Source organism: Leucobacter sp. VD1, assembly GCF_037150695.1.
Lineage (GTDB): Bacteria > Actinomycetota > Actinomycetes > Actinomycetales > Microbacteriaceae > Leucobacter.
On sequence record NZ_JBBCPO010000002.1, the window covers coordinates 286056 to 299397 of the forward strand.

The 13342-nt window shown below is 68.1% G+C and carries 14 protein-coding genes; 10 read left to right on the forward strand and 4 right to left on the reverse strand.

All coding sequences use genetic code 11. The annotated features are described in order from the left end of the window. Positions 1–49: 49 nt before the first annotated feature. Positions 50–1396 (reverse strand): hypothetical protein, encoded by a 1347-nt coding sequence (locus WFL22_RS06695; RefSeq protein WP_336992007.1) that lies wholly within the window; start codon positions 1394–1396, stop codon positions 50–52. A 258-nt stretch (positions 1397–1654) separates the two neighbouring features. On the opposite strand from WFL22_RS06695, the gene cls reads away from it, so the two are divergent. From cls to WFL22_RS06710, 3 genes are all read left to right on the forward strand, one after another. Then, complete coding sequence (cls, locus tag WFL22_RS06700) at positions 1655–3157, forward strand: cardiolipin synthase (RefSeq protein ID WP_336992008.1); 1503 nt, start codon at positions 1655–1657, stop codon at positions 3155–3157. A gap of 455 nt (positions 3158–3612) precedes the next feature. Next, positions 3613–4308 (forward strand): winged helix-turn-helix domain-containing protein, encoded by a 696-nt coding sequence (locus tag WFL22_RS06705; RefSeq protein ID WP_336652585.1) that lies wholly within the window; start codon positions 3613–3615, stop codon positions 4306–4308. A gap of 139 nt (positions 4309–4447) precedes the next feature. Continuing rightward, complete coding sequence (locus WFL22_RS06710) at positions 4448–5056, forward strand: DUF4870 domain-containing protein (protein WP_336652584.1); 609 nt, start codon at positions 4448–4450, stop codon at positions 5054–5056. Here the strand turns inward: WFL22_RS06710 and WFL22_RS06715 are convergent. Next, positions 5049–5438 carry a TIGR02611 family protein gene (locus WFL22_RS06715; protein WP_336992009.1) on the reverse strand — a complete coding sequence of 130 codons (390 nt, stop codon included), beginning with the start codon at positions 5436–5438 and terminating at the stop codon, positions 5049–5051. The two genes, WFL22_RS06710 and WFL22_RS06715, sit on opposite strands and share 8 nt — an antisense overlap. A gap of 139 nt (positions 5439–5577) precedes the next feature. Here WFL22_RS06715 and WFL22_RS06720 point away from each other — a divergent pair, with 139 nt between their 5' ends. Beyond that, a complete protein-coding gene (locus WFL22_RS06720) occupies positions 5578–6000 on the forward strand; it encodes a TFIIB-type zinc ribbon-containing protein (RefSeq protein WP_336992010.1) in 423 nt (140 codons plus the stop codon). 136 nt (positions 6001–6136) lie between these two features. On the opposite strand, the gene WFL22_RS06725 is transcribed toward WFL22_RS06720, so the two are convergent. Next, entirely contained in the window at positions 6137–6796 is a 660-nt protein-coding gene (locus WFL22_RS06725) for a GntR family transcriptional regulator (protein WP_336652581.1), read from the reverse strand. A gap of 113 nt (positions 6797–6909) precedes the next feature. Between WFL22_RS06725 and WFL22_RS06730 the strand changes: the two genes are divergently transcribed. From WFL22_RS06730 to WFL22_RS06755, 6 genes are read left to right on the forward strand one after another with little or no spacing between them, the layout of a single operon-like run. Continuing rightward, the gene (locus WFL22_RS06730) at positions 6910–7653 is read left to right on the forward strand and encodes an aspartate/glutamate racemase family protein (RefSeq protein WP_336652580.1); all 744 of its coding nucleotides are present in this window, start codon (positions 6910–6912) and stop codon (positions 7651–7653) included. Then, on the forward strand, positions 7646–8833 hold the full coding sequence (locus WFL22_RS06735) for an amidase (protein WP_336652579.1): 1188 nt from the start codon (positions 7646–7648) through the stop codon (positions 8831–8833). The genes WFL22_RS06730 and WFL22_RS06735 overlap by 8 nt, the downstream gene beginning before the upstream one ends. Continuing rightward, complete coding sequence (locus WFL22_RS06740) at positions 8830–9588, forward strand: amino acid ABC transporter ATP-binding protein (RefSeq protein ID WP_336652578.1); 759 nt, start codon at positions 8830–8832, stop codon at positions 9586–9588. Before WFL22_RS06735 ends, WFL22_RS06740 begins: the two co-directional genes overlap by 4 nt. A gap of 44 nt (positions 9589–9632) precedes the next feature. Continuing rightward, positions 9633–10535, forward strand: coding sequence for a transporter substrate-binding domain-containing protein (locus WFL22_RS06745; RefSeq protein WP_336652577.1), 903 nt, complete (start codon positions 9633–9635; stop codon positions 10533–10535). Between the two features lie 49 nt (positions 10536–10584). Further along, positions 10585–11232, forward strand: coding sequence for an amino acid ABC transporter permease (locus tag WFL22_RS06750; RefSeq protein WP_336652576.1), 648 nt, complete (start codon positions 10585–10587; stop codon positions 11230–11232). After that, the gene (locus WFL22_RS06755; RefSeq protein ID WP_336652575.1) at positions 11229–12101 is read left to right on the forward strand and encodes an amino acid ABC transporter permease; all 873 of its coding nucleotides are present in this window, start codon (positions 11229–11231) and stop codon (positions 12099–12101) included. Before WFL22_RS06750 ends, WFL22_RS06755 begins: the two co-directional genes overlap by 4 nt. Here the strand turns inward: WFL22_RS06755 and WFL22_RS06760 are convergent. Then, complete coding sequence (locus tag WFL22_RS06760; RefSeq protein WP_336992011.1) at positions 12052–13326, reverse strand: M20 family metallo-hydrolase; 1275 nt, start codon at positions 13324–13326, stop codon at positions 12052–12054. The two genes, WFL22_RS06755 and WFL22_RS06760, sit on opposite strands and share 50 nt — an antisense overlap. Positions 13327–13342: the final 16 nt, after the last annotated feature.

Sequence of the window (13342 nt, forward strand, 5' to 3'; positions counted from 1 at the left end):
CTGCTGTCGCCTGCGCCAGTGTCTGGCCCGCGGGCCAGGCTCTGGCGCGTTAGTCGGTGACCGCGTCGGGTCGTCGCACCAGTTCGATCACCAGCAGCGCGACGAGCGCGCACACCACGGTTCCCACCACAACCCCTGTGGTGAGCGGACGCGCCAGGCACACCACCAGCCCCGCCACCAGGCCCACGCCCCAGCGCAACGCCTGCTGCCAGCGTTCGACCCATACCCCCACACGCCCGGTGCTGAACGAGTGGCGGGCCGCGAATCCCCGCGCTTCTGCTGCGCCCGCGACCACGAGCCCGCGCAGCTTCGTCGGCAGACTCCCCGGGCCGGCGAACCAGCTCACCACGGTCAACGCAACCGCGATCAACAGCACCGCGACAGCGAGCTGCGCGATCGGGTCGACAATGGCCGCCACTACGGCACTGACCGCGCCAGAAGGCAACTCGATCGCCGCTGGCAGGAGCACGCCCGTCACGCCGAAGCCCACGAGCAGAATCCCCATAGCGATCATGAGCCCGAGCGCCGCACCAAACAGCGCACGGCGGCGGTTGCGGGCCACGAGCACCCCTGTCACGAGCAGCACGAGTGCCGCCCACGGCAGCCAAGCGGTGCCGGTCACCGCGGCGCGATAGCCGAGCTGGGCGTTGCCCAGATTGACATCGGCGGCGACCGGCACCACGATGTTCATCTCCGGGATCTGCGCAGCGAGCGGGAACCCCTGGCTGAGCAGCGCGCGCTTCACCTCGGCGAGCACCGGCGAGAGCTGCACGCCGAGCGACCCGTTGCGATCGATGGCGAGCGCAGCGGCTTCATCACCCGTGAGGGTTTTCAGCAGTTGGGTGTGGGTGAGGCGCAGCGCCGAACGCCAGAGCTCGACGAACGCCTGAGACTCGACAAGATTCGTCACCGTGCTGCGCACCAGGTTCGAGAGCCCGGCGTTGATCGGCGCCTCGAAGAGCCGCAACGCCTCGACGGCCCGATCGTTGACGTTGAGCGACGCGATCCCGTCGACGAGCGAGGCGGTAACCGCAGGGATATCGACCTCGCGCTCGATCGCCGCCACCAGCTGATCAGTGACGAGCGCCTGCACCTCGGGATCTTCGGCGAGCGGCGCGTACCTGGCAACGAAGATCTCGGTGTCGGTCAGCTGCGCGTGCGCGGAGGCGCCGACAACCGCGATCGGCGCGAGGATCGCGGCAATCACGATGAGGAGGCCCGAGAGGAAAGCCCGCCAGCGGCGAGCGGTGCGCGGATCTCCCGGAGCCGTCGCAGCACCGGTACCGCCGTCGTGCTCCGTCGCGTCGAGTCGCGCGCGCAGCGACCGATTCTCGGCCTCTGCCGCTGCAAGTCGCTGCTGCAGATCGACATTCGTCGGCTCAGTTTTTTCGGCCATGGATCTGCTCCCTGCGCTGCGGTCACATCGTCGTGCCGTGCGACGTTGCGAACCCTGTCGTCTCGCAATCGCGCTGGCACGATGCATCTACGATATCGCTATGCACCACGCGGGGGTCTCGGATGCCGGGCTCTGCCTCGATCAGGACGCTGCCGCCTCTGTATATTGAGGGGGATCCTCGCGCGGCTGCACCCAGGCACTGCGGCGAGAACGAAGGGATAGAGCATTGCGACCCACCTCTCTTGGAGCCCTGCCGGTATGAGCGTGCTCGCAATCGCCACCACAGCGTTCGTCATCATCGAATACATCGTCAAGATCGTCGCCATCGGCGTCGTGCCGACGAACCGGAAACCGTCTTCATCGACCGCGTGGTTGCTGCTCATTCTCTTCGTGCCGATTCTCGGCGTGCCCCTCTTCCTCATCATCGGCAGCCCCTACGTGGGCGGCCGCCGAGCCCGCATCCAAGCCCAGGCGAATCTGCTGCTCGCCGAGGGCACCGAGCGCGTGCCGCGGGTTCCCGAATCGGCGACGGTCTCGGAACCGCTCGCCGCCGTCGTCGAACTCTCCCGCGTGCTCACCGCACTGCCTATGGTCACCGGCGTGAACCACGGCGTGCTCAGCGGCTACCAGGAGAGCATCGATCGCATGACCGACCTCGTGGAGTCGGCCACCGAGTCAGTGCACGTCGAGATCTACATCATGGCCCGCGACAACTCCACCGAGGGCTTCTTCCAGGCGCTCGAGGCTGCAGCGGCGCGGGGCGTGCAAGTGCGGGTGCTGCTCGACCACATCGGTTCACGAAAGTACCCGGGCTTCCGGCGCATGCTCTCCCGCATGACCGCGGCGGGCATCGAATGGCATCTCATGCTGCCCTTCCTCCCGCTCGAACGGCGTATGCGTCGCATCGACCTCCGCAACCATCGCAAGCTGCTCGTCGTCGACGGCGTCAGGGCAGTGATGGGCTCGCAGAACATGATCGAGGCCCACTACGGTTCACCGAAGAATCTCGCCGCCGGGCGCCTCTGGCACGACATCACCGTCGAGCTGAGCGGCGAGATCGTGTCGTCGCTCGAAGCGGTGTTCGCGGTGGACTGGTACACCGAAAGCGGCGAGTACATCGAGGTGCACGCCTACCGCGGCACCCACGATGCGAGCCACCCGCGTCTCCTTCCCGCGGTGCACGAGAGCGCCGGCGAGATCGGTGGTCCGGTGAACGCCGTGCAGCTTATACCCTCCGGGCCCGGCTTCCGCACCGAGCCGAATCTTCGCGTCTTCACCTCGCTCATGTACCTCGCGAAGCGCAGGCTCGCCATCGTGAGCCCGTACTTCGTGCCAGACGAATCCCTGCTCGCCGCGATCACCACCGCGGCGCAGCGCGGCGTCGCCGTCGAGCTCTACGTGAGCGAGGTTGCTGACCAGTTCATGGTGGATCGCGCGCAGTCGTCGTACTACAGCACACTCCTCGAAGCCGGTGTGCGCATCCTGCGCTATCCCGCCCCCGCCGTGCTCCACACGAAGTGCTTCCTCGTCGACGACGAGTGTGCGGTGCTCGGCTCGTCGAACATGGACATGCGCTCCTTCGGGCTGAACTACGAGATCAGCCTGCTCGCCACAGGAGGCGATCTCGTCACCGAGGTGCGTGACCTCATCGACGAATACGCGGCGCTGAGCACCGAACTCGACCTCGAGAGCTGGGGAACACGCTCGCTTACAAGGCGCTATACCGAGTCCGCGATGCGACTCACCTCTGCCCTGCAATAGGGCGAGAGCATGGGCGCGGCCGTGCCTGCGGTGCCGCGTCACGAGCTGTGCATCGCCGAATGTCTCCCGTAACCTGACGTCATGTCTTGACACGCAGGGTCGCACTTTGCTTAACTGAGCCTCATGCATGAGACCATTCGCACCCAGTCCGCCCTCGAGGTGAACTTTGGGATGACCGGCATGATGATGTCCGGTCGCGGTGTCATGCGCTGTCGAATGTGCATGTGAGCGACTTCTGAATCTCGTTCGCCCCGCCGGGTACGCACACCCGGCACCCGCCTGAATCCATAAGCCCGGCGTCGATCCCCGGATCCGCCGCTCGATTCATACCCAGCGAGCACCGCGCCCCAGGCCGGCTCGCAGCACCGCACCCCGCGGCCCACGGGCCGCACCGCCGCGCTCCTCTCCCGAGCATCGCTCACCAGCGCGGCACGACAGCTTCGAAGGACATCATCATGAACGCCACCCCCCAGACCCTCCGCTCGGCCCGCCCCGACCTCACCGCCTCGCTCCCCACGCAGACCGCACCCGAGCGCAACGTGCCCGAGGGCACCGAGGTGCGCGGATTCGCGCTCTATGTCGGCCTCGCCGACGACAAGATCGCCGACGGCGACCCCCGACTCGGCACCATCGTCACTCGCATTAAGCAGCTCGTCGCCGAGCTCGCCCCCGCAGCCGACACCTACGCCGCAGTGGCGCTGGCACCCGAAGGCACCGGCGGTCGCGACGTCGACGTGGTGCGGCTCGCCCTCGGCGACCCCGCCGCTCACGCCCGCCAGAAGCAGCACGAGGCCGACACCGAAGACCGGGTCGCGGCGGGTGTCGTGCTCGACCTTTCCCGCAAGCGGGTGCTGCTCGACAACGTGCCAGCAGCACTCACCTTCCGTGAGTTTGAGCTGCTGCAGTACCTGGTGCTGCGCGAGGGACGCACCATCAGCCGCGAAGAGCTCATCACCGGGCTGTGGAGCGACGCCCCCGCGGCTGAGGTGCCGAGCGAGCGCACCATCGATGTGCACGTGCGACGCCTGCGCGTGAAGCTCGCCCAGTACCAGGACATCGTGCGCACCGTGCGCGGCACCGGCTACCGATTCGACCGCCACGCTGACGTCTCGATCCTGCACACCGCAGCCCCCAGCCCCGACGCATTTTAGGGCTGTGCGAGCCGCGGCAGCGCCTGAAAGCCTGCTGCTGATCGCCGGGCTCAGGCAGATCGGCGCGCCGCAACACTTCCCGCCGCAGGGCGGCCTGCGGTAACGTCAATACACACCCGCAGTTCGAAGGAGACCGACGATGTCAACGCTTCCTCCCGAAGGCCAGGGCGAGCAGCCCACCGGCGGCGAGCCCACCAGCATCCCGCCGACAGGCACCCCTGGTGAGCCTCCGACCGCGCCACCGGCACCGCCTGCACCGCCAGCCGCGCCTGCCGAATCGGCACCGCAGCAGCACGAGGCACCGCAGCCGCCCCCGGCGCCGCAGTACGCCCCGCCGCAGCCGCAGTACCAGGCACCGCCCGCAGCCGGGCAGGCACCGCCGCCCGGCGGCTACCAGCAGCCGGGTGTCGGGTACCAGCAGCCGGTATCCAACCCGCTCGACAACATCACGCTGAACTACTGGCTGTCGGTGTTCTTCAGCTGGATTCCGGCGCTCATCTTCTTCCTCATCGAGAAGGACAAAGGCGATGCCAAGGCGTACGCCTTCCACCGCGACAACCTGAACTTCTCGCTGCTGCGCGTTATCGTTGGACTCGTCGCCGTCATCCCATACATCGGCTGGATCATTGGCGGCATCGCAGCACTGGTGCTGTTCATCTTCCACATCATCGCCGCGGTGAAGGCTCCCGAAGCCTACCGCCGCAACGAACAGCCGCCGTTCATCTTCAACATTCCGTTGATCAAGTAGACGGCGTCGCCTCGGAGGGCGGCTCACCGGCTCTGCGGGCTTCGGCCTTGCGGGCCCGGCGGGCCGCCCTCCATGCGTTCCAGCGCTCCCAAAAGCGCGCGAGCACCCGCCGCAACCACCCCAGCAAGCGGCGCGCCCAGTGATACTCGGTGCCGAGAATGGTGAGCCCGACGAACACGATGAGCCAGCCCGGGCCCGGCAGCGGCACGAGAATCAAGCCGACGATCACGACGAGCACGCCCAGCACCGTGACGATGATCTTGTAGGTGGTGTTCAGCCAGGGGTAACGGCGGATGATCGCGCGCCATCGCTCCATGAAGCGTCCGAAGCGCTTGCTCAGCCGTCTGGCGCGCTCTGCGTCGCCGGCATAGGGGTCGGACATACCGAGAGAATACGGCTTCGGGCTGGCAGGCAGCCGAAGCCCGCTCCGATGCCCCCCAGCACGCGCCCGAAGCTCTGAATCTGCCGCGAGTCGGGCCCGCCACTACGTGGCGACCCTCGATCACCAATACTGTCGGAGCATGAACTGCCCCAGCGACGGAACCACCCTGCTCATGAGCGAACGACAGGGCGTGGAGATCGACTACTGCCCCCAGTGCCGCGGAGTCTGGCTCGACCGCGGCGAACTCGACAAGATCCTTGAGCGAGCCCAGTCCGAAGCCGAGGCGCTGCTCGCCTCGTCAGCACCGGCCGCAGCGCCCGCTGCACCGCCCGCCGCCCCGCCTGCCGCACCGCAGCAGCAGGGCTATCCGCAGCAGCCCTACGGCGCGGCAGATCCCGGCTACGGCGCGCAGCGCCATGATGCGCCGCGCTACGACGCGCCCCGCTACGACGCCCCGCGCTACGACTCCTCCTATGGCGACCGCCGGGTCGACGATCGCCACCGCGATCCGCGTTACAAGAAGAAGAAGCCCTTCGACTTCCTCGGCGACATCTTCGACTAACCCCACCCGCCAGTCCCGAGGCCGGCCTGCCCTACCCCAGGCCGCCACTCAGGGCGTGGATCGCAGCTCAGGTGGAGGAAATCACGGATTTCCTCCACCTGGCCTGCGACGCACCAGGGCGCGACGCGGTGTGAACTTAGTCGGCGAAGAGTTCGCCGATTTGACCTCCCAGCTCGCGCCACTGCTGGGCCGACGATGATGCGGCTCCCGCGGCGTCGCCCGCGGCGATCAGGTCAAGCAACGCCACATGGTGGTGGACTGTGTTCGGAGCGCCGAGCCGCGAACTGAACTTGCGGAACAGGATGCGCTGCACATGCGGATCGAGCTGCGACATCACACGCATGAGCACAGGATTCTCGGCATACTCGCGCAAAGCCTGATGAAAGGTGACATCGGCGTCGAGCACCGCTACGGGTGACCCCGATCGGATGGCTTCTGCGAAGCGGTCGTTCATCCGCTGCAGTTCAGCGAGCTCACCCGGCCCAATGTTTGCCACAGCCTGCTCGACGGCGAGCCGATCGAGCGACTGCAATATCTCGAGCGTGCGCTCCACCGAACGTGTGGTGAGCGTGGTGACGCGCGTGTGCGCGCTCGGCTTCGATTCGGCGAGCCCGAGGTCGACGAGGCGATTCACCGCTTCGCGCACGGGGGTACGCGAGAGACCCAACTGTGAGGCAAGTTCGGCGTCTCGAATGCGCGCGCCCGGGGGCAGGTCTTCGCGGATGATCGCGTCGAGCAGACGCTCGAAGGCCACGTCGCTCAGACGGCGGCGCTCGACGGTTCGCAACTGCTCCATGGTGCCTTAATGTAACGCAGTTCACCGGCCCTCTTGCCACGACGCTCTGAGTCTGCCAAGATTCAATACATTGAATCCGATATATTGGTTTCTGCGATCGCAAGGAGGCGAGCATGACCAGTGGCATCTCCCCCGGTACACCGGCGTCGTCCGGTGCCGGGCTTGTGGGCGTCATCGGCGGCATGGGTCCGCTCGCAACCGCCGACTTCTACCGTGACATCATCACCGCGACCGCGGCGTCACGTGACCAGGATCACCTCCCCCTCATCATCTGGGGCGACCCCCGCATCCCCGACCGCAGTGACGCCCTCACCGCCGGCGGCGCCGACCCGACCGACGCGATCCGCTCCGCAGCGCTCACCCTCGTCGCAGCCGGTGCCGAGCAACTCGTCGTCGCTTGCAACACCGCGCACGTCTTCCTCGACCGGGCACTGGAGGGCATCGACGTGCCGCTCCTTAGTCTCGTAGACGAAACCGTGCGCGTTGCCGCCGAGCGCGGTGTCGACGGCGAGGGCGTCGCGATCCTCGCCACCGACGGCACCATCGCCTCCGGCGTCTATCAGGAGGCCTTCGCAGCCGCGGGAGTGCCTGCGTTCCTGCCACCCGAAGCGGCGCAGCCACGCGTCATGCAGGCGATCCGCGCAGTGAAGGCCGGCGACCTCAACACTGCGACCGCGTTGCTCCTCGGCGTCGCGGCAGAGCTGCAAGAGACGGGCGCAGGCGCACTGCTCGCAGGCTGCACCGAGCTGCCCTCAGTGCTCGGCGCCGAGTTCGCAGGTATGCCAGTGCTCGACCCGCTGACGCTCGCCGCCGAAGCCCTCGTCCGCAGCCATCAGGGGAGCCCGATCCATGCGTGACCTCACCATTGCCCTGCCCGGCCAGCGCCGGGCACCCGGCAACATGACCATCAGCGAACCGCCACTCGCGAGCGGCGGGCCCGACCCGGCCGCAGACACCGAGCCGGGCGGCGCCCTCGTGGGCGCGCGCCTCGCCGTGAAGGACAACATCGACGTCGCCGGCTACATCACCACCTGCGGCTCCCGCGCCTACGACCCCGCACCCGCCCCGACCAGCGCCTCCGTCGTCACGGCGCTCGTTGCCGCCGGAGCCCGCGTGGTGGGCAAAGCGAACCTCGACGAGTTCGCGTGGGGAGTCACCGGCGAGAACACGCACTGGGGGCGCATCACCAACCCTGCGCACCCCGAACTCACGACCGGTGGCTCGAGCGGCGGCACAGCCGCAATGATCGCCGCCGGCCTCGCAGACATCGGCCTCGGCACCGACACCGCCGGATCGATCCGCATCCCAGCGGCCTGCTGCGACGTGGTCGGGCTGCGCCCGCGCACGGGAACAGTGGCGCGCGACGGCGTGCACCCGCTCGCGCCCTCATTCGACGTGGTGGGACCGCTCGCCCGCAACACCCGCCTGCTGCGGCTGGCCTGGGCGGCGATGAGCGGCACAAGCGGTGCCCCTCCGATCGATGAGCCGCGCATCGCGGCGATGCGCCTGCCCCACTGGAACCCGCCCGCAACCCCCGCGCACTGGGGCGCCGTCGCAGAGATCGACATCGACCGCGTGGTGCTCGACGCATTCTGGACCGTGATGCACGCCGAGTCCTACCGCACCCACCGGATGCGCTACGAGGCGGGCGCCAAGGGCTACGGGCCGGCGATTCGCGCGAAACTCGCGACCGCTGCCGCCTCCGCAGGCGACACCTCAGGCGCACGGGCCCAGCTGGCCGAACACCGCGATGCCTTCGCGCGCGCGCTCGACACCTACGACGCCGTGCTCGCCCCGGCACTCGGTCGGAGCATTCCCGCCGCAGGAGTCGACGAAGCCTCGATCCGCGCCGAGCTCGGATGGCCCTCGGCCCTGTTCTCGGCGCTCGACGCCGCCGTCGCCTGCGTCGGCGGCCTGCAAATCGTGGCGCGCGACGAGGCGACCGCGCTGGAATGCGCCTCACAGTTCGAAGCCGCGCTCACGCGCGGGGCACACTCGCATGCGGCGTCGCCGCATGCAGATCGGAGCGGATCATGACCGACGAAGCACCCGAGACGACGGCGCTCATCAGCCTGCACGGCGTCGACACCTACTACGGCGATCACCACGTGCTCAAGCAGGTCGAGCTGCAGCTCGCACCCGGCGAGGTGGTGGTGGTCGTGGGGCCCTCCGGCTCAGGCAAGTCGACGCTCTGCCGGTCGATCAACAGGCTTGAACCGATCCGGGCCGGTGAGATCAGAATCGGCGGCGAACTACTGCCCGAGGAGGGGCGAGCCCTCACCCGGTTGCGGGCCAGGGTCGGCATGGTGTTCCAGCAGTTCAACCTCTTCGCGCACCAGACCGTCGAGGAGAACATCATGTTCGCCCCCACCCGCGTGCGGCGCGTGCCACGAGCCGAAGCCCGCGCCACTGCCGAGCGGCTGCTCGAGCGCGTCGGCCTCACCGCGCACGCCAAGAAGTACCCCCATCAACTCTCGGGCGGGCAGCAGCAACGCGTCGCGATCGCGCGTGCACTTGCCATGCAGCCCGAGGCGCTGCTCTTCGACGAGCCCACGAGCGCCCTCGACCCCGAGATGGTGCAGGAGGTGCTCGACGTGATGACCGAGCTGGCCCGCGAAGGGATGACCATGCTCGTGGTGACCCACGAGATGGGCTTCGCCCGCAAGGTAGCCGACCGCCTGCTGTTCATGGACGACGGGCGCATCGTCGAGGACACCACCCCAGAGTCGTTCTTCACCCGACCCGCGTCCGCGCGCGGCAGGGAGTTCCTGTCGCGCGTACTGCAGCACTGAACCACACCCCGTCAACAACCACACAGCATCAAAGGAGAACTGTCATGTTGCACCGTACCCGTACCGCCGCGGCGCTCGCCGCTCTCGCAGCCGGCGCGCTGCTGCTTACCGCCTGCTCGGGCGGCGACTCTGGATCCGCCGCCGCAGAGGCGCCCGCCGTAGCGAGCTCCACCGACTTCCCCGAGGGCTCCACCATGGCGCGCCTCGCCGAGGCCGGCACCGTCACCATCGGCACCAAGTTCGATCAGCCCCTCTTCGGGCTGAAGGGACTCGACAACCAGCCCACCGGATTCGACGTTGAGATCGGCAAGATCATCGCCGGCGAGCTCGGCATCCCCGCCGACAAGATCAACTTCATCGAGACGAACACGAAGGTGCGCGACGAGGCCGTGATGTCGGGCAAGGCCGACATGGTCATCGCCACCTACATGATCACCGAGGAGCGCCAGGAGCGCGTCACCTTCGCAGGCCCCTATTACAACGCGGGTACGCTCACCATGGCTCTTGCCGACAACGATGCCATCACCGGTATCGAGTCGGTGGGCGACGCTTCGGTGAAGGTGTGCGGCGCCACCGGATCCGCCGACCTCGATGCGATCTCCGAGCATCTTGCAGACCCCTCGGCACAGCTCGTACTCTTCGACGTCTACTCGAAGTGCGCCGACGCGCTGCGCACCGGTCAGGTCGACGCGATCGCTGCCGACAGCACCATCCTGCTCGGCCTCGCCGACGAGGCCGACGGCGAGTTCAAGATCGTAGGCGAGTCGTACCTCGACCAGCTCTTCGGCATTGGCATCACCAAGGGCGACATCGAGTTCTGCGAGTTCATCGACGACACCCTCAACGCCGCGGTCGAGGACGGCCGCTTCGCCGAAGCCTGGAAGCGCACCGCCGGCAAGGTGGTGCCGGAGGTGCCCTCGCTGCCCGAGTTCATCGCCTGCGCGTAGCTCACCGCCGACGCGCGGACGACGCGCACTGATCTGAAGGGACCTCGACGTGTCCGTCATCTTCGACAACCTGCCGCTCTTCGGCGAGGGGATGCTGCGTACGCTGAGCATCTGCCTATGGGGCGGCCTCGGGGCACTCGTGCTCGGATCGCTGCTCGCCGTCTGCTCGGTGACCCCGGTTCCGATCCTTAACAGGATCGGAACCGGGTGGGTCGCCACCATGCGCAACGTGCCCCTCGCGGTCGTGCTGTTCTTCTTCGCCTTCGGCCTGCCCGAGATCGGCGTACGCGGCTCATACTTCTGGTTCGGCACGAGCGCGCTCGCGGTCTACACGGCCGCGTTCGTCTGTGAAGCGCTGCGCAGCGGCATCAATGCGGTACCGATCGGGCAGGCCGAGGCCGCCCGCGCGCTGGGGGTCGGCTTCGGCACGACGCTCACGCAGATCCTGCTGCCGCAGGCGTTCCGCGCGGCCGTGCCGCCGCTCGCGAACACCACCATCGCCATGATCAAGGACTCGGCCCTCGTCGGCGCGATCGGCGTGGGCGGCGACCTATTCAGCGTGGCCGACACTCTTGCAGCCACCCGCGGTCTCGACGTCATCCCGGTGCTCGGCGGCGTCGTGGTCGGCTACCTGCTCATCATCGCACCCACCAGTGCGCTGTTCTCGCTCGCAGAACGAAAGGCGGTCCTCCGATGACCGGTTCGCCCTCCGTGCTCTTCGACAGGCTCGGCCCGCGAGGCCGCCGCCGCACGCACATCATCACCGCGGTCGTGGGGGCCGCGCTGCTTGCCGTCGCCGCCTACGTGGGCGTGCGCCTGCAGCAATCGGGACAGCTCGAAGCCCGGCACTGGTCGCCGCTCTTCAACCCCTTCGACCCGCAGTTCACGACCGTCTGGAAGTTCCTGCTCGGCGGGCTCGGCAATACGGCCTCGGCCGGCGCGATCTCGATCGTGCTGGGCCTCGCCATCGGCACTGCGCTGGCGCTGCTGCGGGTGACCGCCCTGCCCTGGTACCGCTGGTGCATCGTGGGCGTCACCGAGTTCTTCCGCACCGTGCCCGTGGTGATCTCGATCTTCTTTGCCTCGCGGGCACTGCCGGTGATCGGCATCGACCTGCCGCTGCTGTGGTACCTCGTGATCGGGCTCACCATCTACAACTCGGTGGCGATCTCCGAGATCGTGCGCGCCGGCATTCAGGCAGTGCCGCGCGGCCAGACCGAAGCGGCGCTCGCCCTTGGTCTGAGCCGCGGTCGCGCGCTGCGCAGCATCGTGCTGCCGCAGGCGTTCCGCATCATGCTGCCCTCGCTCATCGCGCAGCTCGTGATCGTCGTGAAAGACACCGCGCTCGGCTTCATCATCGGCTTCGAGGAGCTGCTGCGCCGCGGCGAGATCGCAGTTCAGACCCTGGGCAACCCGCTGCAGATGTACCTGCTCATCGGCGCGATCTTCTTCGTCGTGAACGGACTGCTGTCGTGGCTCGCCCGGGCCACGGAGGCCCGCCTGCGTGGCGCAGCGCCTACTCGGCGACGAGCGCTCCGCCGGCGAGCCGCCGCACCACGCCCGTGAGGTGATCGACGCCCGCGAGCAGATCCTCGTCGCGGGTGAACTCGTTGAGGTTGTGCGAGACGCCGTCGACGCTCGGCACGAAGAGCATGACCGTGGGCGCCTGATCCTTCATGTTGGTCGAGTCGTGCCCCGCCACGGTCATCACCCGGTCATGGGTGAGCCCTAGCTCCTGCGCCACCTCACGGGCGAGTTCAAGCCCCGCCTCGGGATACGGGTTCTGATCCCAGCTGTGCTCGGCAACGATCTCGATCTGCACGCGATCCTCGCGCTGCACCCGCTCGACAGTCTCCATAACCCGGTCGTATGCGGCACTCAGCACCTCGCTGCTCGGCGAGCGCAGATCAAACAGCAACTGCACCTCGCTCGCCACCACCACGGGCGAGTTCGGGTAGACGTTGATCTCGCCGCAGGCCGTGTGCAGGATGCCAGGCTCGAACTCGTCGACCAGTTCGCGGGCGGCCACGATGAGGCGTGCCGCGCCGAGTAGCGCATCGCGGCGATCGGCCATGAGCGTCGATCCGCTGTGCGCCTGCTCACCGGTGACCTTGAACTCGAACTTGCGCGCACCCCAGGTAGCGTTCACGAGTCCGATGGTGACGCCATCCTCCTCCATGCTGCGCCCCTGCTGCACGTGGATCTCGGCGTAGGAGGCGACCTGCAGCCCGTCATCGCCGAACACCGCGGCGTCACCCCGCTCCCCGATGGCGTCGAGCGCCTCCGCGACGGTCACCCCGTGCGGGTCGGGCGTCGCGAGCGCGTCGGCGAGGGGCAGCTTGCCGGTGAACACCGAACTGCCCATCATCGAGGGTTTGAAGCGCGACCCTTCTTCGTTGAACCAATTGACGACCGCGAGGTTGCAGCGCGGCACCTCGCCCGAGGCCCGCAGCTCGTCGGCCACGCGAAAGCACGCGTGCGCCGACGCCATGACCCCGTAGGCGCCGTCGAAGCGGCCCGCGGTGGGCTGCGAATCCATGTGCGAGCCGGTGAGCACGTAAGGGGCACCGGGCACGAGTTCGAGCAGGCCGAACTGGTTGCCAATCTCGTCGCGACGCACCGTGAAGCCGTGCGATTCGAGCAGCTGCGCGAACCAGGCGCGCTGCTCGCCGTCAGCCGCGCTCGCGGCCTGGCGTTCAACGCCCCCGGTGCCCTCGACGGCACCGAAGCGGGAGTGCACGGCCCAGTCGGCGAGGAATGAGTGGTGCTGCGTGGTGGGGTGCTCCGTCATGACGGTTCCTTTCGAG

Coding starts and splice junctions, on each gene's coding strand:
- WFL22_RS06695 (WP_336992007.1), bottom strand. CDS start 1,396: ATGGCCGAAAAAACTGAGCCGACGAATGTCGATCTGCAGCAGCGACTT.
- cls (WP_336992008.1), top strand. CDS start 1,655: ATGAGCGTGCTCGCAATCGCCACCACAGCGTTCGTCATCATCGAATAC.
- WFL22_RS06705 (WP_336652585.1), top strand. CDS start 3,613: ATGAACGCCACCCCCCAGACCCTCCGCTCGGCCCGCCCCGACCTCACC.
- WFL22_RS06710 (WP_336652584.1), top strand. CDS start 4,448: ATGTCAACGCTTCCTCCCGAAGGCCAGGGCGAGCAGCCCACCGGCGGC.
- WFL22_RS06715 (WP_336992009.1), bottom strand. CDS start 5,438: ATGTCCGACCCCTATGCCGGCGACGCAGAGCGCGCCAGACGGCTGAGC.
- WFL22_RS06720 (WP_336992010.1), top strand. CDS start 5,578: ATGAACTGCCCCAGCGACGGAACCACCCTGCTCATGAGCGAACGACAG.
- WFL22_RS06725 (WP_336652581.1), bottom strand. CDS start 6,796: ATGGAGCAGTTGCGAACCGTCGAGCGCCGCCGTCTGAGCGACGTGGCC.
- WFL22_RS06730 (WP_336652580.1), top strand. CDS start 6,910: ATGACCAGTGGCATCTCCCCCGGTACACCGGCGTCGTCCGGTGCCGGG.
- WFL22_RS06735 (WP_336652579.1), top strand. CDS start 7,646: ATGCGTGACCTCACCATTGCCCTGCCCGGCCAGCGCCGGGCACCCGGC.
- WFL22_RS06740 (WP_336652578.1), top strand. CDS start 8,830: ATGACCGACGAAGCACCCGAGACGACGGCGCTCATCAGCCTGCACGGC.
- WFL22_RS06745 (WP_336652577.1), top strand. CDS start 9,633: ATGTTGCACCGTACCCGTACCGCCGCGGCGCTCGCCGCTCTCGCAGCC.
- WFL22_RS06755 (WP_336652575.1), top strand. CDS start 11,229: ATGACCGGTTCGCCCTCCGTGCTCTTCGACAGGCTCGGCCCGCGAGGC.
- WFL22_RS06760 (WP_336992011.1), bottom strand. CDS start 13,326: ATGACGGAGCACCCCACCACGCAGCACCACTCATTCCTCGCCGACTGG.